This window comes from Nocardia altamirensis NBRC 108246 (assembly GCF_001612685.1).
Classification (GTDB): Bacteria; Actinomycetota; Actinomycetes; order Mycobacteriales; family Mycobacteriaceae; genus Nocardia; species Nocardia altamirensis.
Genome location: NZ_BDAY01000008.1, coordinates 1 through 20,613, shown reverse-complemented (window position 1 = coordinate 20,613; position 20,613 = coordinate 1). Strand labels below are relative to the sequence as shown.

Genomic DNA, 20,613 nt, shown 5'->3' with positions numbered 1-20,613 from the left:
TTCAACCGTTTGAGACTCAACTGTGACATGCAATACTGTTTGCCAGGTGTTGTCCGCCAGCAGCGCCGTCTAGATCTGGCTTCCTTATGAACTGATCGGGGCTCACAGCACGGACGGTGTATCAACAATGATCGACAGCAAGCAAGCCGATAACGCCCAGGTCGGTTCCACCATCGATGCGAGTACGGTAAGAGTCGACCTCCTCGGCTCTGTTTCGGTAGTCGCCGACGGGATACGCACCGAACTTCGGGCCGGGAAAATTCGATCGATGCTCGCCACCCTCGCACTCGATGCCGGGCGAATTGTCTATTATGACGAGCTGGTCCAAGAACTGTGGCCAGGAGAATCCCTCAAGAATCCACGCAACGCACTGCAAGCGCATGCCACGCGGATACGAAGGACCTTCGAGCGATCCATACTGCAGACCGATCAATGTTGCGCCCTGCGTGCGGTGTACAACGGGTACATACTCGACATTCCGCACGAACTGGTCGACAGCAATCGGTTCCTGGATCTCACCGCGCGCGGCGCGACCGCGTTGTCGCACGATCCCGCGGAGGCCGCGCGACTACTGCGGCAGGGGCTCGACCTGTGGCGCGGCCCGGCACTGCTCAACACCCACACCGGCGAACGATGCCGGGGCGCCGCCGCATTCCTGGAGGAACGGCGCCTGCTCGCCTGGGAGGATCTGACCAGCGCCCACCTGCTGCTCGGCGACAATCGCCAGGCCGCAACGGAATTGCGGCGCCTCGTCGCCACCCACCCGACCCGCGAGCGCCTCTGCGCATTGCTCATGCTCGCGCTCTACCGCACCGACCGGCAGTCCGACGCGCTCCGGCTGTTCCACTGCACGCGCAAGCATCTGGACGAGGAACTCGGCGTCGAGCCCGGCAAAGCCCTGCTGCGCCTCTACGAAGACATCCTCACCCAACACCCGGCCCTCGATTGCCCCGAGGTGGTACTGAAGGGCTCGCAATTCGGGATCGCCAGGCACTGACCGTTCGTCGGCCCGAGCTGGCGTCGCCGTCGCGTTCGCACGGCGAAAGCCGCTCGCTCGGAGCGGCTTTCGGCGGTGTGGTCAGCAGGTGACCGGCTTGGCGTGCGCCGGATCGAGGGCGTTGACGATGACCTTGGCGGTCACCGGGTCGATGGCCATCAGTCCGTGTTCGGAGAGATCTTTCGGGCACAGGTCCTGCACGACGATGTTGGTTGCGTTGGGGGCGTTCATGACACCGCTGGTGTAAGGAATGACGGCCTCGTCGTAGCGGGTCATGATGTTGGTGTAGGTGATGCCAGGCACGGCGACGCCACCCGCGTTGAGTTTGTTCAGGAAGTCGGAGCCGTGCAGGAACTGCGGCGCGGACGCGAAGACTTCACCCGAGATCCTGTCGATCACCGGGCCGAGCCCGAATTGCCTGGCCAGCTTGTACAGAACATCGGCACCGAACACCTTGGAGCCGTCCCACAGCGGGGTCATGGCGACGTACTTGTCGACTTTCGCTGCGCCACCGAGGAATTTGACGTAGTGGTTGGGCATCAAACTGCCCTCGGAATGCCCGACTATGTCGACCTTGGTCGCTTTGGTCGCGGCGAGGACCTTGTCGATGAACGCGCCCAACTCCACCGCGCTGCGCTCCATGACGTTGCGGCCACCGATCTGGTTGAGCGGGAAGGGCGTCCCGTCCGGCACGCCGTAGGTCAGTGCGAAGACGCAGTAGCCCTTGTCAGCCAGCATCGGGGAGATCTTCACCCAGTTCACGAACATGTTCGCGCTGGCACCGTGCACGAGCACCACCGGGTTGGGGTGGGCGCGGCTCGGTTTGCACTTCCAGTTGTTCGCGCCCCTCGGCGGCAACCCGTGGTTCTTTTCCGCCTCTTGCGTGGTGACGATGACAGAGTTGTCGGCGGCCGCGGCGAGACCCGGTGATAGCGAAGTACCACCCGAGGCCAGCGCGACCGCCGCCAACGCGGCCGTCATGAATGTACGAATCCGGGTACGGGTGGTGAGAGAAGATTTCATTGTTACTCCTGGCACGACAGTGCACGAATCCGGAGCACGCGATCCGGCCGCGGATTCGCGATAGGGGATAAACCAAAGCCGCTTGAAAACTGTCACGTACACCGAAAACGTTAGAATTCACAAAGCAACTGGGCAATATGCCCAAATCCCCAGTCGAACAGCCGAACTCCACCCACCCCACCCAATCCCCTTGGCGCACCACAACACTTGACACACCATCGAAATCGGTTGAGCAGCAACCCTTCTATGGATCCAGAAGATACGGTCAGGCCGCGCCGGCCGGAATCGTGAGACAGAAGGGGTGCCCGGACGGGTCGATCAGCACCCGCCAGCGATCGGGAGCAGGTTGGAAGTCCGCCTTGATCGCACCGCAGTCGATCGCCGCCTGCTCCGCGCTGTCGAGGTCGGTGACGAAGAGATCGAGGTGCATCTGCTTGGGGACCTCGTTACCGGGCCAGTCCGGTCGTTTGTGGTCCTCCACTCGCTCGACCGTCAGCAGCACCCCGCCACCCTGCAGCACAACCAGGTCGTCGGACTCGTACCGGACCTCGAAATCCAGCAGCGCTCGGTAGAACTTCCCGAGACCGCGCGGATCCGCGCTGTCGAGCGCAATTGCTCCGAACTTGGCTATCGCAGTCATATCGCCCCCCGAACCGTTGGCCCCGACCTCGCGCCGATGCCGCATCTCCATCGATACCACACCGTCGGATGCCAGGCGCCGCAGCCACTCTGGACCTGCGGGCGGAGGTCTGGGAGTTGAATTACTCTGGCTGCGGGAGCGGCGACACAGCCTGACCGTCGGTTTCGACGAGGTCGAACTGCTCTAGGCCCGCCTCAGCACGCGAACTTCAAGCGAACTACAGGACCAGGCTACCTACCACCGTCGACGTCGATTTTCCCCGACATCTTGCCGAGAATATTTCCATTCGGTTATTGTGCCGCAACAGCACGAAGGCGGTATCCTGATGACCAACACCCGCGCAATGCTTCAGACGTGGTGGCGCGACTCGGTCGACTATGACTGGGTTGTCGAGACGCTCGAATCCCATTCGGCGCTCGGCCCATTGAAGGTCGCGATCGGCGCGGGCGGGATCGTCATGGTGGCGATCGCGATGCTGACTGCGTCGACGCAGGCCGGTGCGACAGGCCCGGTCGGTCACGCACTGTGCGGGATCGGGGCCGTGCTCGCAGGCCTGTTCGCGCTGCGCTGGTGGTTGTTGCCGTGGCCTCGGGAAGCCGAGTCGCTGATGTGGATCGTGCTCCTCGATGTCGGCATCGCCGCCAACGCCGTCGTGGTCCAGAACCGCCTGCTCGGCGTGCTCGGCATCATCCTGATGCTGTCGACCGGCGGATACGTGACGATCTTCCACGGTCCGCGGATTCTGGCACTCAACACCGGCTGGACACTGCTGTCGATCACGGTGGTATCGGTCCTGATGGTCCTCGGCACGCCCGCGAACACTGAACTCGGCAAAGGCGACTTCGCCCTCGGAGTAGCGGTGGTTCTGGTCGGGGTCGTCGCAGCGGGCCTCGCGCTCCCCATGGTGCACTTCTGCCACTGGCTGCTGCGGCTGGATTCGCTCTCGGATCCGTTGACCACGCTGCCGAACCGACGCGGCCTCGATTGCCAGCTGCGGCGCTTCTTCGGCCCCGACAGCCGCCGCGACGCCTATGTCGTCGCGGTCGATCTGGATCAGTTCACCTCCGTCAACGCCACCTTCGGCCACGCCGTCGGCGACGAGGTGCTGCTGCGGACGGCCGAGAGCCTGCGCGCCGCCGCACTGCCGGGCGCGGTCATCGCACGCACCGGCGGTGATGAGTTCACGGTGGTGGGTTATCTACGCGGCCAGTCCATTTCGGTCACGGCGGAGCGGCTGCGCCACGCCATCGCGACAATGCCAGGCCTGCCGACCACGGTCACCGCCAGCGTCGGCGCCGCGGTCGCGGAATCCGCCAGGAAACCACGCACCGGATTGTCGTATCGCACCGTGTTCTGCCGCTCCGACGCCGCCATGTTTCAGGCGAAACAGTTGGGCGGCAACGCTGTTGTCGCGCCAGGCTTGACGATCGACACAGGATCGGTCAGTGGATTCCGAGCAGGGACGGCACCGCAAACGGAGCCCGCTCGGAACCGGTAAACCCAAGTCCCCCAAACAAATCCAGGCCGACCCCGAAGGGCCAGCCTGGAATTCAGTCCCGCTCAGGCGAGGTCGAACCTGTCGTTCTCGACCACCTTGACCCACGCGGCGACGAAGTCCTTCACGAACCTCGCCCCCGCGTCCTGCTGGGCATACACCTCAGCCACCGCACGCAGCACCGAGTGCGACCCGAAGAGCAGATCGTTGGCCGTCGCCGTCCGTACCGTCTTGCCCGACTTCGAGTCGACACCCTCGTAGACGTTCTCCGCCGACGCGGACGCCTTCCACTCGATGTTCTGGTCGAGCAGGTTGACAAAGAAGTCATTCGTCAAAGTGCCTGGCCGGTCGGTGAATACACCGTGCTCGGTGCCGTTGTAGTTGGCGCCGAGTGCGCGCAAGCCGCCGATCAGCACGGTCAGCTCCGGCGCCGTCACGTCGAGCTGGTATGCCCGTTCGAGCAGCAACCGCTCCAGCGGCGTCTTCTCCCCGACCCGCACGTAGTTGCGGAACCCGTCGGCGCGCGGCTCGAGCACCGCGAACGACTCCACGTCCGTGCTCTCCTGCGAGGCATCGGTGCGGCCGGGCGCGAACGGCACCGTGACGTCGTGGCCCGCGTCCTTGGCCGCCTTCTCGATCGCCGCCGACCCGGCGAGGACGATCAGATCGGCCAGCGACACCTTCTTGCCGCCTGCGCCGTTGAAGTTCTGCTGAATCTGCTCGAGCACGGGCAGCACCTTGGCCAGCTCGGCGGGTTCGTTGACCTCCCAGCTCTTTTGGGGTTCGAGGCGAAGCCGAGCGCCGTTGGCGCCGCCACGCTTGTCGGTGCTGCGGAAGCTCGCCGCCGACGCCCACGCGGTCTTGACCAGTTGCGCCACCGACAGTCCCGACTCGAGCACCTTGCTCTTGAGCTCCGCGATCTCCGGCGCACCGATGAGGTCGTGGTCGACGTCGGGAACCGGGTCCTGCCACAGCTGCGGTTCCGGCACCCACGGACCGAGATACCGGGTGATCGGCCCCATGTCGCGGTGCAGCAGCTTGTACCAAGCCTTCGCGAACGCCTCGGACAGCTCCTCGGGATGCTCCAGCCAACGACTGGTGATCTCTCGGTAGATCGGGTCTTCGCGCAGCGCGAGGTCCGTGGTCAGCATGGTCGGCGTCCGCGCGGGCCCGTCGAACGGATCGGGGATAGTGCCTTCGCCCGCACCGTCTTTCGGCTTCCACTGATGCGCGCCGGCGGGGCTCTTGGTCAGCTCCCACTCGTAGCCGTACAGGTTCTGCAGAAAACCGTTGCCCCACTTGGTCGGTGTCGACGTCCAGACGACCTCCAGACCACTGGTGATGGCGTCCTTGCCCTTGCCAGTGCCGTACCCGCTCTTCCAGCCGAGGCCCTGCTGCTCGAGCGGAGCGGCTTCGGGTTCGGCGCCGACCAGGTCGGCATCGCCTGCACCGTGGGTCTTGCCGAAGCTGTGCCCACCGACGATCAGCGCGGCGGTCTCCTCGTCGTTCATGGCCATGCGCCCGAACGTCTCTCGGATGTCCCGCGCGGCGGCCACCGGATCAGGGCGGCCGTTCGGCCCTTCCGGATTCACGTAGATCAGGCCCATTTGGACCGCGCCGAGCGGACCCGACAGCTCACGCTCGCCGCTGTAGCGTTCGTCGCCGAGCCAGGTGTCCTCCGACCCCCAGAAGATCTCCTCCGCCTCCCAGATGTCGGGGCGGCCGAAGCCGAAGCCGAAGGTCTGGAACCCCATCGATTCGAGCGCAACGTTGCCGGCGAACACCAGCAGGTCGGCCCAGGAGACGGCGTTGCCGTACTTCTGCTTCACCGGCCACAGCAGCCGACGCGCCTTGTCCAGGTTGGCGTTGTCTGGCCAGCTGTTGAGTGGTGCGAAGCGCTGCGCGCCCTGACCGCCGCCGCCACGGCCGTCCGCGATGCGGTAGGTGCCTGCCGCGTGCCAGCTCATCCTGATGAACAGGCCGCCGTAGTTGCCGTAGTCGGCGGGCCACCAGTCCTGCGAATTGGTCAGTACCGCAGCGACATCCGCCTTCAGCGCGTCGACGTCGAGCTTGCGGAATTCGGCAGCGTAGTCGAAGTCTTCGCCGAGCGGGTTGCTCTTGGACGAGTGCGCGTGCAGCACCGAGACGTCGATCTGTTCCGGCCACCAATCCTTGTTGGTGCGCGGGCGATGGTCGGTCTTCGGCGTCGGCGACGGGATTGCCGGGTTCTCACTCTCGCTGCGTGTCGCGCTGTCAGGAGTGGGTGGGCGGCTGTCGGTGGTCACGACGTTCCTTCCTGATGGGTGGTGCGGGCTGTGGTCAGGGACGTGCGGGGGCGGCCGGTGCCGCGGTGCATGCGGGGCACAGACCCCAGTAGATGACCTCGGCCTCGTCGATCGAGAAACCGTGGTCGTTCGACGCGGTCAGACACGGGGCCGCGCCGACGGCGCAGTCGACGTCGGCGATCACGCCGCACCCGCGGCAGACGACGTGGTGATGGTTGTCGCCGACGCGCGATTCGTACCGCGCGACCGAGCCGGACGGCTGGATGCAGCGGAGCAGGCCTGCGGCGGTGAGCGTGTGCAAGGAGTCGTACACGGCCTGGTGGGAGACCGCCGCCAGGCGGGCGCGCACGGCGCGGATGATCGAATCCGTGTCGGCGTGCGGATCATCGTGCACTGCGCTGAGCACCGCGACCCGCGGCGCCGTCACGCGCAGCGAAACTCCCCGCAGCATCTGCTGGAATTCCGTGTCCGTTGGCACGCTCGGAAGTCTTGTCCGGTTTCTGGAACCAGTCAAGCATTTGCTGGGTCCCTGGCCGATTCTGCCGCGATCGATCCGATCTGCGCCGTGTGCACGGCCCGAGGCTGGGTATCGCCAAGTCGTGAGTTTCGACCTGACACCGACGGCGGCGCAGCACGACCTGGCCAAGCGTGCGCACGAATTCGCCGAGGACTGCATCAGGCCCGCGGCCGCCCACTACGACCGGGCCCAGGAGTTCCCGTGGCCGCTGCTCGAAGCGGCCGCCGAGCGTGGCTTCTACAGCCCGCTGTTCTACCGCGACCTCATCGGCGACCCGACCGGGCTGTCGCTGCCGATGTTCATGGAGGAGTTGTTCTGGGGCTGTGCGGGCATCGGATTGGCGATTGTGATGCCCGCACTTGCCCTTTCGGCGATCGGCCAGGCCGCCACCCCCGAGCAGATGCTGCGGTGGGCGCCCGAATGTTTCGGCACGCCTGGGGATCTGAAGCTCGCGGCGCTCGCCATCTCGGAGCCCGAGGGCGGCAGCGATGTCCGCAACCTGCGCACCAGGGCGGTGCGCGACGGCGACGACTGGGTCATCGACGGCCACAAGATGTGGATCGGCAACGGCGGCATCGCGAATGTGCACGTCGTCAACGCGGTGGTGGATGCGGAGCTCGGGCACCGCGGCCAGGCACTGTTCGTGGTGCCGGGCGGCACACCGGGATTGGAATTGGTGCGCAAGCTCGACAAGATGGGTTGTCGCGCATCGCATACCGCGGAATTGCGGTTCACCGGCGTGCGGGTGCCCGCGGAGAATCTGCTCGGCGGGATCGAGAAGCTCGAGCACACGCTTGCCAAGCGACGTGAAGCAGTGCGTAGCGGCGGCCGCGCCGGCTCGGTGACGCTGGGCACATTCGAGCAGACCCGCCCGATGGTCGCCGCGCAAGCGCTCGGAATTGCCAGGGCCGCACTGGAATACATGACGGCCTACGCGAACCGGCGGGAGGCCTTCGGCGCACCGATCATCGACAATCAGGGCATCGCCTTCCCGATCGCCGACCTGGCCACCGAGATCGACGCCGCGCGGCTGCTGACCTGGCGGGCCTCCTGGATGGCGGCCAACGGCGTGCCCTTCGAGCGCGGCGAAGGGTCGATGTCGAAGCTGGCGGCCAGCCAGGTCGCGGTGAAAGCCACCGAACGCGCGATCCAGACGATGGGCGGCTGGGGCTACATCAGCGACCATCCGGTGGAGGAATGGTACCGAGATGCGAAGCTGTACACCATCTTCGAGGGGACAAGCGAGATCCAGCGCATCGTGATCGCGCATGCGCTCGGCGCGGCCGACGGCAGGCCGCCGCTGCACGTCGATCTCGAACCGTCGGGCGGGCCGCTCAGCAAGGCGTTCGGCCGCGGCACCGAGGTGCGCACCAGAGCCGCGGCGGCGGCGCTCGGCTTGCGCGACCACGTGCCTGGACCGATCTTGAAGGTCGCGATGCGGATGCTTCGCCCGCCACGCTGAGCTCGGCCCGGAACATGGCTACCCGTCAGGGTTTACGAGCGACTCCCCCACGGGCAGAGATCGGCCTGGTATCGCCGACGTCGTTGACCTCGGGACGCCATTCGGTGATGGAGACGAATCCGGGTTCGACGAATTCGAGACCGTCGAAGGCGGCGCGGATCTCGTCACCGGTGCGTGGAACGTAGGGCACGCCACCGGATTTCGCATACTCCGCGCACAACGTCACATACGGTTCGCTTTCGGTGGTGCCGTCCCACAGCACCAAATAGCTGCCCGAAGGAACCGAATCGACGACCGTGCGCACGATGCGCAGCATGTCCTCGTAACTGCGAGCATGCCCGAGCACACCCATGAACATCACCGCGATCGGCTGGGTGAAGTCCAGGATGTTGTGCGCGTCGGACACGATCTGTTCGGGAACGTGGAAGTCGGCATCGATATAGGTGGTGACGCCTTGGCTGGTGGTGTTGTTCAACAACGCGCGCGCGTGGGTCAGCACAAGCGGATCGTTGTCCACGTAGACGATTTTCGCGGCAGGCGCCTCCGCCTGGGCGACCTCGTGGGTGTTCTGCATCGTCGGCAACCCGGTGCCGATGTCGAGGAACTGGCGCATCCCGGCTTCGCGCGCCAGGTAACGCACCGCGCGAATGAGGAACTCGCGCGATTGCACCGCCATCGTCGCGATATCGGGATCGATGTCCAGGCTCGCCTCGCCGACGGCACGATCGACGTCGTAGTTGTCCTTGCCGCCCATCCAGAAGTTCCAGATCCGCGCGGAATGGGGAATGTCGGTGCGAATCAACCGGTCGTTCGACATTGTCAACTCCTATATCGGTTCGAGTGACGCGTTGCGCGCCTGAGTGGGGAGTTGAACCCACAACTGCTGGTGCGGATGTGACGGTACTAGACATTCCGTCGGAGATGGGGACACTCGAAGATGTTGCAGTACTCGGCGCCTCGGCCGCGGCGTTCGCTCGCTGTCGGGACGAAATCTTGCGCACGCAGCAATGCGACTCGGGCACCTCGGCGTCCGGCGTCCACGCGGCGAGCTCATTTCCTCACCCGTGTTCGAGCGCTAGCATTTAAGAGGAGCGGTGTGCCCGCCGACGTCGTGGCCGCCCTCGCACTCGCTGTCATCACGTTCGGAACAGGAAAACTCGTGGTCGCACAACCGGTTCGGATCAAAGGGGTCGATCCGACCGTGGCCGACCGAGGTCCGACCGCGCTACGGATCGCCGTCGGCGGCCAACTCCGCAGACTCCGCGAGGCGGCGGGCATCACCCGCGACGATGCGGGCGAACACATTCGCAGCTCGCACGCCAAGATCAGTCGTCTCGAGCTCGGACGACACGGCTTCAAAGACCGCGACGTGCGCGATCTGCTGACCCTCTACGGCGTCACCGACTCCGACCAGCGCGAGATGTTCCTCGAATTGGCACGCAAGGCCAACGAACCCGGCTGGTGGCATCGCTACAACGACCTGCTGCCGCACTGGTTCGAAACCTACATCGGCCTCGAAGGCGCTGCGCACACGATCAGAACCTTTGAGGGACAACTCGTTCCGGGGCTACTGCAAACCGAGGACTACACCCGCGCGGTCGTCGCGGTCAGGCACAAGAGTCCCGACTCGGTCCGCCGGGTCGAATTGCGCAGAAAGCGCCAGGAAATCCTGGATCGGCCTGCACCCCCGAAGCTGTGGGCCGTGCTCGATGAGGCGGTCTTGCACCGCCCGATCGGCAGCATCGCCGTGCTGCGCGCGCAGATCGAGCATCTGACGCGCATGACGGACCGCCCGAATGTGACGATCCAAGTCCTGCCCTATCGCACCGGCGGGCATCCCGCCGCGGGCAGTTCGTTCACGATGCTCCGTTTCGCCGAACGCGAGCTGCCCGACATCGTCTATATGGAACAACTCGCCAGCGCCATCTACCTCGACCGTCGCGACGAGGTCGGCCGGTACCACGAAGTCATGGACCAGCTCGCTGTGCAAGCCGCGCCACCCGCCGAAACCAACAGCCTCCTGCACGAAGCCGCGGCCGCCCTCTGACCATTGCCAGCCAGCAGAGCGCTGCCTACTATCAGTTGTAGTAGATCGAGGATGGGGAGGTCCTATGCGAAACGGTGCGGGCACGAACGAAACTGGGCGGGGCGGAGATTCCTTGGTGACGCGGATCATTTCGTCGGCCTCGCGGTTCGCCAACAAACACGGGATCTACATGGGCAAGCGTTCGGCGAAAGTCCATGCGGCCCTGTATCGGCGGTCCAATGGCAAAATCGGCGGCCATCTCCCCGGATCGCCGAAGGCAAAGATTCTGCTGCTGGATCACGTCGGAGCCAAGAGCGGACTCCGGCGCACCTCGCCGCTGATGTACTACGCCGGCGACAATTTCGTTGCGGTAGTGGCCTCGAAAGCAGGCCAGCCAACCCACCCCGCCTGGTTCCACAACCTGAAAGCCAACCCGGACACCACAATTCGAATCGGCCAAGAAACCCGCCCGGTCCGAGCACGCGTCGCAACCGACGCCGAGCGAGCTCAACTCTGGCCCGAATTCGTCGCGTTCTTCCCCGACTACGACTTCTACCAACACCTCGCCAAAGACCGCAAAATCCCCATCATGATCCTCGACCCGCGCTGAGCACTCGATCAGTCATCAGCCGAGGATGAATCCTCGCCGATGCCAGGCGTTGCGGATCAGGGCTGCTGGATGCCGAGGCTTTCCATTCGTGGTGGCGGCGGGTCGCGGGGCGGGGATAGTGTCGGTCGGGTGAGGAAGGTGCTGGTTCCGAGTCCGGGTGCGGGTCGCGCGATCGACGACCGAGACGGCCGATGAAGCTGCCGATCTCGGTGCTCGACATCGGGCCGATCGAGGAGGGGCGGTCGCCGAGCGAGGCGTTGCAGGCGACGCTGAAGCTCGCTTTGCATGCCGATCAGCTCGGCTGTCAGCGGTTTTGGGTTGCCGAGCACCATAATTCGCCCAATATCGCGACGGCGGCTCCGGCCGTGATCCTGGGGGTGCTCGGCGCGGCGACAACGCGGATCCGGCTCGGTTCGGGTGGGGTGATGCTGCCCAATCACGCACCGCTGGTGGTCGCCGAGCAGTTCGGCACCCTGTCCGCGTACTACCCGAACCGGGTGGATCTCGGCATCGGCCGGGCGCCCGGCACCAATGCGGTTGCGGCCGAGGCATTACGGCGACCGCCGGACAGCGTGTTCGGCGACGAACTGCGAGAACTGCTGCGCTATTTGACCGTTGGCTCCGCTGCGGTGACCGCGGTGCCTGGACAGGGCAGCGATGTCGAGCTGTGGCTGCTCGGTTCCGGTTTGGACAGCGCACGATTGGCCGCCGAATGCGGACTGCGGTATGCGTTCGCGCATCACCTCAAACCGCAGCTGGCGGCGGAGTCAATGGAGTTGTACCGGAAGGAGTTTCGCCCCTCCGGCCTACTCGGCGCGCCGTACACCATGGTGTCGGTGCACGTGGTCTGCGCCGAGGACGATGCCGAGGCGCGCTGGTTGGCCGACCCGGCCCAGCTGTCGTTTATTCGGATGAAGGGCTGGCCCACGGAGGGTTTCCCTTCTCCTGCCGAGGCGGCGGCCTACTCGTGGACCGCGGACGAACGCGCCGCGGCCGACGCACGCCAACAGGCACAGGCGGTCGGCAGCCCGGAAACAGTGCGGCGCAGGTTGACCGACATCGTCGGCGCGACCCGTCCGGACGAGCTGATGGTGATGAACGCGGTGACCGATCCGGCCGAGCGAGCGGCCGCCCTCACGCGGGTCTATTCCCTCGTTTCATAGCATCGCTGGACGCCAGCGATAGCCGTCTGCTATCTTCAAATGCGAATCCGAATTCGGTTTCGTATTCTCCTCGGAGGTGCCATGACCGACCGCATCAGCGGTGCTTCCACCACCAGCAGGCTCCGCGTCGCACCCCAGCAGGCGCGCAGTCACGCACGGATCGGCGCGGTGCTGGATGCCGCCGAGCGACTGCTGGCCGAGGCGGGCGTCTCGGCGGTCACCACGACCAGGGTCGCCGCCGAGGTCGGCATGTCGGTCGGCGCGATGTACCGGTACTTTCCGGACAAGGAAGCGATCCTGGGCGCGCTGGCCGAGCGCTTCCTGCTCCAGTTCGACAACACCCTCGGCGAGCTCGTCCAGCAAGCAGGCGAGCAGAGGTGGGCCGATCCTGCCGACGTGCTGGTCGACCTGTTCGTGCACCAGTTCCGCGGCAGGCCCGCACTACTCGCGATCCTGGTCGACGCCCGTCTTTCCGAGGAACTGATCCAAGCGGACCGGGCTTATATCCAGGCCATCGCCGACAACGTCCGGCAGATCGTGCTCGCCCAAGGCATCGCCGTCGAGGCAGCGGGATTGACGGCCGCGTGCCACGCGGCAGTGCTGGCTGTCGATGCGATCGTCTTGGCGGCCTTCCGACTGGATCCGGCGGGCGACCCCCAACTCATCACCGAAGTAAAGGCATTGCTACGCAACTACTTAGCCGACATCTCGACCCGATTCGGGTCCACGGAGTAAACCCGGGAAGAAAAGAGCACACCATGGCGCGGATTCCCTACCCCGAACGTCCGAAATCAGTTCGGGCTGTACCCATTCCCACGGACGTACCGGAGCACCACATGCTCAGCATGCTGATGCATTCGCAAGGGACGATCCAGCCGTGGATCAGGCTCGGGGTCGCACTGTTCACCGCAACCATCTTGCCGACGCGCTCCCGCGAGCTGGTGATCTTGGCGACCTGTCACGCAATGGACGCCGTATACGAGTGGCGCCAACACGAAACGACGTCGGCGTCGTTCGGCGTGACCGCCGAGCAACGCGCGGCGATCCAATCGGAAAACCTCGACATCCTCGACGATTACGACCGATCACTGGTCCAGTTCGCCACTGCCGTAGTGAAAAGCCCGCGCATCGATGAGCAAGCCTTTGCCGCTGTGCGCCACCATCTTTCCGACGCCGAAATCGTCGAGGCGATACACCTCTGCGGCTACTTCTGGACCCAGAACCGACTCGCAAGCACCCTCGATGTCGAGATCGACCCACCGAACGACTACGCCGTCGTGGCGGCCAACGTGGCATCGTGGGGTTTGCCCACCGAGGCGTTCCCGGCAGAGTGAGACTCGCGGACGATTCCGGGGTGCGCCCTCATCGCACACCCCGGACCCGCAGTCCCCGTTGCCATTTCAGTCCACCGTGCCCTCCCACACGAACCCGTCCGGATCGACGAAGGAACCGGCATTGCCGCCGATGACGATCTGGTGCGAACCGGTGCCGTCCACGGCGACGCCCGCATCCTTGGCGGCGGCCTTGCGCGGGTACATCGCCAGCTTGACCGCCGACTTCGGGCTCGCGAACTCGACGTACTTGCCGCCGAAGCTCTTTGCCACGGTCAGACCGCGGTCGACATAGAACTGCTTGCTCGCCTTGACGTCATCGACGCCGAGCAGCAGCACCACATCGTCGACCTCGCGGGTGGCCGGGCCGGTGTCCTTCTTGTTCGACGAGGTGACCTTCCAGATCGTTCCGTCCGGTGCCTGGATGACCGCGCCGTAGCCCCAGAAGCTCTTCTTCGCGGGCTTCAACATCGTGAAGCCGACGGCCAGTGCGGAACCGACGAGGCTGTCGACGGTGCTCGGCTGGGCGACCACCAGCGAGAGCATGAACCCGCGGAAGCCCGTTGCTGGTTCCTGTGCGGCCCGGAAGCTCAGCTTGTCGCCCAGCCCGAAGGCTGCGGCGTAGGTGGCTTCGGCGGCGGCCGGGTCGGGGACCTCGAGGTGGATGTTGATGCCGGTGTTGGTGTCAGTGGTGATGTTCATGCAGCTAACGCTAATTTCGGCGCGGGATCGAAACATCCGTGCCGACCACGGAACGTGTCCACTGAGCCGAGCACTGAGGAGCCCCCGTACCGTGCCTGGACCCCGAGAGATACTGGTCGGGTGCACCACGCCGACCCGCCGTCCTTGCCCGAAGAGGTCCGCCCCTACCTGGACGAACTCGTTCAGCGCAGCACCGCCGTCTGCGGACCGCACCTGCGCAGCATCTTCGCGGTCGGCTCGATCGCGCTCGACGACTACCGGCACGGCCGCAGCGACATCGACGTGACAATGGTGGTCGACCCGACTCTCCCCGCACCCGCCGTACACGAACTGGCCGAATCACTGACCCACCCAACGCTCCCCTGCCCCGCAGCAGGATTGGAGCTGGTCGTCTACGGCTCGGATTTCACCGCCAGCCCCTCCGGAAACGCCGGATACCTCCTGAATCTCAATACCGGCCCCATGCTGCCACCCTGCGCCGACTTCGATTCGTCTGGCGCACAGTCTTTTTGGTACGTCATCGATCGTTCGATCGCCTACCAGTCCGGACGTCTGCTCGCCGGCGAGCCCGTCCGGCAAGTCCTCACAGCGCCAACGCAACACGACCTGTTCACCGCCCTGGCAGCCTCCGTCCGTGAGCACAGCACCGCCGAAGGCCACCTGAACGACAACCGAGTACTCAACGGCTGCCGCTCGGCAGTGTTCTGTCGCACCGGTCGCTGGCTTCCCAAACGCAAAGCCGCACAATCGATCGCAACATCAGAGGCCGGTTTCCGCTCCCTCGTGGAAGCTGCCGTGCAAAGCTTCGAGCGCCCGCGCTCGGCAGCACTCCCCCTGCCGACTGCCGAAGTCCGAACCTTCTTGAACTGGGTGGCCGAACGCGTAGCGGACGCCGCCAAAGCAGCGTAAACCGCAGACGGACATGCGCAAGGCAGCGGGACGCCATCGAGCGAGACGTCGCCGTCGAGCGCACCAAGCCGTACAGCGACGGCCACACCCTGGCCGTCCTCGAGTACTTCGCCGCGCGCGCTCACGAGATCCCTGCCGGAGCGGCCCCGCTGCTCCTCGGCCAGAAAATGCCGCAATTCGCTCGGCGCGCCGAACCGAGCGGTTGATCCCCGGCAAGCTAGCGGCGGCGTACGCGGAACGCGTAGATGACCGCACCGACGCCGATGACCGCGGCCCCGGTCAGCACCGACGATCCGGGGAGGGCGCAGCCCAGCGCCAAGCAGCCGACCAGTCCGACGACGGGAATCGCTCGCGCAGGCCGGTTTTCGGCACGAGACAAGGTCAAAGCCGAGGCGTTCGCGATCGCGTAGTAGAGCAGCACGCCGAAGGAGGAGAAGCCGATCGCCGCGTGCAGGTCGACGGTGGCCGCGGCGACGGCGACGATCGCACCGACAGCCAACTCCGCGCGGTGCGGAACCTGGAAGCGAGGATGTATCGCCGCCAACGCGGGTGGGAAGTGCCGGTCACGAGCCATGGCCAGCGTGGTGCGGGAGACGCCGAGGATCAGCGCGAGCAGCGAGCCGAGGGCGGCGATCGCGGCGCCCGCGCGGACAACCGGTTCCAGCCATCCGACACCCGCGACGTGCACGAGAGATGACAGGGGCGCGGTAGCTGCGGCGAGCCGGTGCGGGCCGAGCACGCTCAGTGCCGCAACCGCGACTGCCGCGTACACGACAAGAGTGATGCCAAGGGCCAACGGGATTGCGCGCGGGATGGTTCGGGCCGGATCACGCACTTCTTCGCCGAGGGTGGCGATGCGGGCATAACCCGCGAAGGCGAAGAACAGGAATCCTGCGGCCTGCAGGACGCCGAAAGCGGTTATGCCACTATCGAATTCCAGTCGACTCCCATCCATTTCCTGGGAGGTCAGGGCAGCGACAACGACGGCGGCAAGCACCGCGATGACCACTGCGACGATGACGCGAGTCAGCAACGCCGACTTCTGCACTCCGCCGTAGTTCACAGCGGTCAACCCCACCACCGCCGCAACGGCCACGGCATGGGCGTGACCGGGCCACAGATATGCGCCAACCGTCAACGCCATCGCCGCGCACGACGCCGTCTTGCCAACCACGAAACTCCAGCCCGCCAGATATCCCCAGAACGGCCCCAACCGCTCGCGCCCGTAGACGTAGGTTCCACCGGACGCGGGATATCGGGCGGCGAGCCGCGCGGACGACGTCGCGTTGCAATAGGCGACCACCGCGGCGATCGCCAACCCGACCAGCAAACCCGACCCCGCCGCCTGGGCGGCCGGGGCCATGGCAGCGAAGATGCCGGCCCCGAGCATCGCACCGAGCCCGATGACCACCGCATCCCCGACTCCGAGCCGACGAGCCAGTTTCGCCGAAACCTCTTCAGTCACAACAAGTTCCTCATGGCAGTCGATTCTCGAGGGTGTTCCGCCGGATGCTCGTATCCCGGCACAGCACGTCCGTTGTTCGACGGATACGCACCGCACCAGGCGCACAATAGACTTCGCCTCACCAACGAACGCGACAGCGCAACAACGAAATCGAGCGCTCCACCCGTGCCACCGTCTGCGTAGCTATCGGCACATCCCAGGGGGGACAGCGAGTGCGGGATACGAAGCAGGCCAACACCACGCGCCCAACAATCGTCCATAACGCGAACGCGCGTACCCGGCTGAACCCAAGGCATACACAATGACAATCTCACCGCGACGTTACGCAATCGCCGCAATCCTGATCGCTGCAACGTCACTCGGATCCGCCGCATGCAGCGGCGAGACCACCCCCGCTCCGAAGGTGACCCCCTCAGCCACCCTGACCACGCGCACCCAACCGACAACCACCACACCAGCATCCACCACCCGCCCTCCGACTTCGACGACGACACCAGTCCCAGCACAACCACCCGTCCCGCCACCACCGGCCGAGACGATCGCGCCACAACCTGCACCACAACCAGCCGCGCCACAACCACCTGCACCACAACCATTTGTGCCGCAACAGCCAGTCGCCCCCGCACCCCCACCTCGCACAACTACCGCCGCCCAACCCGCCCCGAGCGTCTATTACGCCAGCTGTGCCGCCGCCCGCGCGGCCGGCGCAGCGCCCCTGCACCGCGGCGACCCAGGCTACAGCGCGAAGCTCGACCGCGACGGCGACGGAGTCGCCTGCGAGTAAGCACAACCGACCCGGTCGCAAACCACTTGGTCGTCGACTGGCCCAACCGAGGCAGTTCGCTCAGCGACAGAGGATCGCCCTACCCGGGTTCGTCGTAGAAAATGCGCCCGAGCAGTTGACGCATCGGTTGATCCAGCGGCTCTCAGTTGGTCATCCGAATACTGGGAACTGGTGGCGGCATCGGCCGAGAAGCCACCTGCACCAGTTCCAGTGATCACTTGTCCAGTGGCGGTCGAGGCCTTTCCGCGGCCGCCCTCGCGAGATTCGGTTCGAGCGGGTGGCAAAGCTGCTGAGGCGGTCGGCTCGACCGGGACGCGACCGCAGCAGCAACCCGCAGCGATACGCCGTGCTCGACCGCGGCGGTAATTCCCCGCGCTGGAATGCGCCGAGCGGCTCGTCGGAGAAGTCCGTGCCTTCTTCCGACCACTGCGTTGAGGGCGGGCGGCGCGGAGGTGCGTCACGGATTGTTGAAACGCACTTCCGGGTAGGCCGGGTCCGGATGGTCGAGCAAGGGTTGGTGGATTCCACGTAGGTGTTGGTCGAAGAAGGCGGCTACGTGGGCGCGGGTGATTTCGACGGCACGTCGGCCGGACAGCGAATCTTGCTGCGTGGCAGCCTGTTCCAGGTGCATCACGGTGTCGATGAAGGAGTTGTGGTCGGTGCCGACCACGGTCAGCCAGCGCTTCCAGCCGGGGAGTTCCGACCAGGCTCGGTCCCAGCTCGGATCGTGGCCGCCGGGCCTGGTGTCGGCGTCGGTGCCGAACAGCAGGAACGGGCGGTCGCCCAACGCCGACAGCGGTGCGTCGCCGAAGAAGGTGCCGTCCATGTTCAGTCCCGCGCGGACGCGTTGATCGGTGGCCATCGTCTCGGCGGTGGCGGCGCCGCCGATCGAGTGACCCGCCATGCCGATCCGGGTGCGGTCGATGAGCTTGGCGTGCGGCCAGCTCGGTTGCGGACCGGTCAACCGATCCAGCAGGAATGCCACATCGCGAGCCCTGGTCTCGACAATGGTGGTGAGAGGCTCCCCCTCGTCGGTGCGTTGACAGGCAACGCAGGTCGACATCCGTCCGCCAGGGAACTCGGTACCGAACGATTCACCGGCATGGTCGACGACGGCAACGACATAGCCGCGGCTGGCGAGCTCTTCGGACAGCGCGGTGAGCGTGTAACGCGGCGCGGTGAAACCCGGCGAAAGGACAACCAGCGGATGCGAACCGTCAACGGGCGGCGCCCCCTCGACACTGTTGGTGTGCACCGCCGCGAGCACTTCGGCGGGCACCTCCTTGTCGAGCCCCAATCCGACCAGCATCGCGCGGCTTTCGGCGGTGGTCGCGTACGGCGCGTGCGCACCACCACCTCGCTGCGCCGGGTAGTACATGCTGACCATCAGCTCCCGCGGCGTGCCGGGCGTCCACGGATCCGTGCGACCGGAGTCCACAAGATGCAGAACATCGCGTCCGACCGCTGACGGCCCTGAAGGCCTGAGCACCGGCTTCGTGTCGACCGCAGCGGACTCGGTCGATGACGGCACGTCCGTGGTCCCCGATGAACAGGCAACCACCGAAAGTGCTGTCGCCAGGGCAAGCACGAGTGCAGCGGCGATGCGCATCGTGGTGAGCTCCTCTCCGAAACCTGCTCGGCGCGAGTCGCCGACATCCCGATCCTCACCGCCGAACCACACAGCGACGACAGGACAACGGCAAAACCATGTAAGAAGTCGCCGCTGGCAGGATGAGGCGCACCATGACTGACAACGACGCCCGCCGCGGCCGACGGCGAGACATCGCGCGGCTCGCTCTGCTCGCCGTGTTCCTGTTCGCGATGTTCTACCTGGTTGCCATCGCGCGAGTGATCGACGTCGACGGCGTGCGCAGCTTCATCGCGGCGACCGGTCCGGCAGCACCGTTGCTCTACGTGCTGGTGTCGGCCGCCCTCGGCGCCATCTTCGTCCCCGGCCCGATCCTGGCAGCGACGAGCGGCCTACTGTTCGGACCACTGCTCGGGACGTTCGTGACACTCGGTGCGACGGTAGGCACCGCGATGATCACCAACCTGCTCGGACGGCAGGCCGGACGCGACAGTGCACGCAGACTGCTCGGCGCCGACCGAACCGAGCGCATCGACGCACAGATCGAACGGCGCGGTCTGTGGGCGGTCGTCGGACAACGCTTCGTCCCAGGCATCTCGGATGCGTTGGCCTCCTACGTGTTCGGCGCACTCGGAATCCCGTTGTGGCAGATGGCAGTCGGCGCGTTCATCGGATCGGCACCACGCGCATTCGTCTACACCGCACTCGGCGCATCGATCGGCGACCTCTCAGCACCCTTGGCCTACACCGCAATCGCAGTCTGGTGCGTCGTGGCAATCATCGGCGCTTTCGCCGCCCACCGCGGCTACCGAACCTGGCGAGACGCCCGCCCCCACACCACACAGTCCCCCGACCCGAATCCAGCCGACTAACCCCGCCGCCGCGCACACCCCGTCGACCCCACCCTTCGGCGTCGCCCCACCCACCACCCGTCAGCATCGCCCGGCCCAAGATCCGCACCTCTCCTGTAGATCCGCACTCGTTCTGTGAATCCGCACCCTTCTAGCAGCCCAGAGCCAGTGCGAATCCACAGAGCGAGTACGGATTCGAGCCTTCGGCCGTGAACCCCGGACCCGCGCGCGACCTGACGTGACTTGACGTAGGAATTGCGCTCTTGACCCATGCTGCAGCAGGGTCAAGTGCATGTTCTGTACGTCAAGTGCGCCCGGGGAAACCGATGAGCAGCAAACTTCTTGGTGTGCCTAACCATTCGACTTCTTCGATCTTGAAAGCTCTCGAAACGAGAGCACAGCCAAGTAACCCGGCTGGGACGAGACGCCGCGTGATCGACTGCGGAGGTCAGCCGGGTACGGCAGACGACGCCACCACGCTAATCGGATGCAAACCCCGAGATGCTGTACTCGTCAGGAGACCCGTAGAGCCGAAGGAGCTTTGCCTTCGCCGAGCCCAAAGCGGAGCAGTGTCAGACCAACCCGGCCCGGACGGACGCGGCTTTGGGCGAGTGCGGCTTTGGTCAGGGCGGGTTGCGTTTGGGGTGGTGGTTTATCCGCGGGTTCGACGGTTTCCAAGCACCAGGACATCACGGGGTTTGCACTGGATAGCGTGGTTGCTTCGTGTGCCGTACCCGGCTGACCTCCGCAGTCGCTCACGGGTTC

19 protein-coding genes are annotated in these 20,613 nt (G+C 65.6%); 11 read left to right on the top strand and 8 right to left on the bottom strand.

The genetic code is table 11. The features are described 5' to 3' along the window. Positions 1–127: 127 nt before the first annotated feature. Positions 128–997, top strand: a complete 870-nt coding sequence (locus tag NA11_RS04545; protein ID WP_218023244.1) for an AfsR/SARP family transcriptional regulator — start codon at positions 128–130, stop codon at positions 995–997. Between the two features lie 81 nt (positions 998–1,078). Here NA11_RS04545 and NA11_RS04540 read toward each other — a convergent pair whose 3' ends face one another. Then, positions 1,079–2,020 (bottom strand): esterase/lipase family protein, encoded by a 942-nt coding sequence (locus tag NA11_RS04540; RefSeq protein WP_069160472.1) that lies wholly within the window; start codon positions 2,018–2,020, stop codon positions 1,079–1,081. A 265-nt stretch (positions 2,021–2,285) separates the two neighbouring features. Next, entirely contained in the window at positions 2,286–2,660 is a 375-nt protein-coding gene (locus tag NA11_RS04535) for a VOC family protein (protein ID WP_069160514.1), read from the bottom strand. A 325-nt stretch (positions 2,661–2,985) separates the two neighbouring features. Between NA11_RS04535 and NA11_RS04530 the strand changes: the two genes are divergently transcribed. After that, complete coding sequence (locus NA11_RS04530) at positions 2,986–4,158, top strand: GGDEF domain-containing protein (RefSeq protein ID WP_084654157.1); 1,173 nt, start codon at positions 2,986–2,988, stop codon at positions 4,156–4,158. Positions 4,159–4,220: 62 nt separating this feature from the next. Here NA11_RS04530 and katG read toward each other — a convergent pair whose 3' ends face one another. After that, positions 4,221–6,440, bottom strand: coding sequence for a catalase/peroxidase HPI (katG, locus tag NA11_RS04525; RefSeq protein WP_069160470.1), 2,220 nt, complete (start codon positions 6,438–6,440; stop codon positions 4,221–4,223). Between the two features lie 34 nt (positions 6,441–6,474). Continuing rightward, positions 6,475–6,891 (bottom strand): Fur family transcriptional regulator, encoded by a 417-nt coding sequence (locus NA11_RS04520; RefSeq protein ID WP_281196814.1) that lies wholly within the window; start codon positions 6,889–6,891, stop codon positions 6,475–6,477. 148 nt (positions 6,892–7,039) lie between these two features. On the opposite strand from NA11_RS04520, the gene NA11_RS04515 reads away from it, so the two are divergent. Beyond that, the gene (locus NA11_RS04515; protein WP_069160468.1) at positions 7,040–8,419 is read left to right on the top strand and encodes an acyl-CoA dehydrogenase family protein; all 1,380 of its coding nucleotides are present in this window, start codon (positions 7,040–7,042) and stop codon (positions 8,417–8,419) included. Between the two features lie 25 nt (positions 8,420–8,444). On the opposite strand, the gene NA11_RS04510 is transcribed toward NA11_RS04515, so the two are convergent. Beyond that, positions 8,445–9,236: an SAM-dependent methyltransferase gene (locus NA11_RS04510; protein ID WP_069160467.1), complete on the bottom strand. Its 792-nt coding sequence runs from the start codon at positions 9,234–9,236 to the stop codon at positions 8,445–8,447. 342 nt (positions 9,237–9,578) lie between these two features. Between NA11_RS04510 and NA11_RS04505 the strand changes: the two genes are divergently transcribed. The 5 genes from NA11_RS04505 to NA11_RS04485 all read left to right on the top strand — a co-directional run bounded on the left by NA11_RS04505 (position 9,579) and on the right by NA11_RS04485 (position 13,552). After that, on the top strand, positions 9,579–10,466 hold the full coding sequence (locus NA11_RS04505) for a Sco1979 family transcriptional regulator (protein ID WP_069160513.1): 888 nt from the start codon (positions 9,579–9,581) through the stop codon (positions 10,464–10,466). Positions 10,467–10,581: 115 nt separating this feature from the next. Continuing rightward, on the top strand, positions 10,582–11,055 hold the full coding sequence (locus tag NA11_RS04500) for a nitroreductase family deazaflavin-dependent oxidoreductase (protein WP_245745720.1): 474 nt from the start codon (positions 10,582–10,584) through the stop codon (positions 11,053–11,055). A 191-nt stretch (positions 11,056–11,246) separates the two neighbouring features. After that, complete coding sequence (locus tag NA11_RS04495; RefSeq protein ID WP_069160466.1) at positions 11,247–12,218, top strand: LLM class flavin-dependent oxidoreductase; 972 nt, start codon at positions 11,247–11,249, stop codon at positions 12,216–12,218. An 81-nt stretch (positions 12,219–12,299) separates the two neighbouring features. Beyond that, positions 12,300–12,953: a TetR/AcrR family transcriptional regulator gene (locus tag NA11_RS04490; RefSeq protein ID WP_069160465.1), complete on the top strand. Its 654-nt coding sequence runs from the start codon at positions 12,300–12,302 to the stop codon at positions 12,951–12,953. Between the two features lie 101 nt (positions 12,954–13,054). Continuing rightward, positions 13,055–13,552, top strand: a complete 498-nt coding sequence (locus NA11_RS04485) for a carboxymuconolactone decarboxylase family protein (protein WP_069160464.1) — start codon at positions 13,055–13,057, stop codon at positions 13,550–13,552. Between the two features lie 66 nt (positions 13,553–13,618). Here NA11_RS04485 and NA11_RS04480 read toward each other — a convergent pair whose 3' ends face one another. After that, positions 13,619–14,251 (bottom strand): VOC family protein, encoded by a 633-nt coding sequence (locus NA11_RS04480; protein WP_069160463.1) that lies wholly within the window; start codon positions 14,249–14,251, stop codon positions 13,619–13,621. A 120-nt stretch (positions 14,252–14,371) separates the two neighbouring features. On the opposite strand from NA11_RS04480, the gene NA11_RS04475 reads away from it, so the two are divergent. Further along, on the top strand, positions 14,372–15,160 hold the full coding sequence (locus NA11_RS04475; protein ID WP_069160462.1) for an aminoglycoside adenylyltransferase domain-containing protein: 789 nt from the start codon (positions 14,372–14,374) through the stop codon (positions 15,158–15,160). 217 nt (positions 15,161–15,377) lie between these two features. Here the strand turns inward: NA11_RS04475 and NA11_RS04470 are convergent, their stop codons facing one another. Further along, positions 15,378–16,625, bottom strand: coding sequence for an APC family permease (locus tag NA11_RS04470; protein ID WP_069160461.1), 1,248 nt, complete (start codon positions 16,623–16,625; stop codon positions 15,378–15,380). Positions 16,626–16,926: 301 nt separating this feature from the next. Between NA11_RS04470 and NA11_RS46255 the strand changes: the two genes are divergently transcribed. Next, positions 16,927–17,409: an excalibur calcium-binding domain-containing protein gene (locus tag NA11_RS46255; protein WP_084654132.1), complete on the top strand. Its 483-nt coding sequence runs from the start codon at positions 16,927–16,929 to the stop codon at positions 17,407–17,409. Between the two features lie 457 nt (positions 17,410–17,866). Here the strand turns inward: NA11_RS46255 and NA11_RS04465 are convergent, their stop codons facing one another. Next, positions 17,867–19,018, bottom strand: coding sequence for an alpha/beta hydrolase family protein (locus tag NA11_RS04465; protein WP_069160511.1), 1,152 nt, complete (start codon positions 19,016–19,018; stop codon positions 17,867–17,869). A gap of 134 nt (positions 19,019–19,152) precedes the next feature. On the opposite strand from NA11_RS04465, the gene NA11_RS04460 reads away from it, so the two are divergent. Continuing rightward, a complete protein-coding gene (locus tag NA11_RS04460) occupies positions 19,153–19,869 on the top strand; it encodes a TVP38/TMEM64 family protein (RefSeq protein ID WP_084654130.1) in 717 nt (238 codons plus the stop codon). Positions 19,870–20,613: the final 744 nt, after the last annotated feature.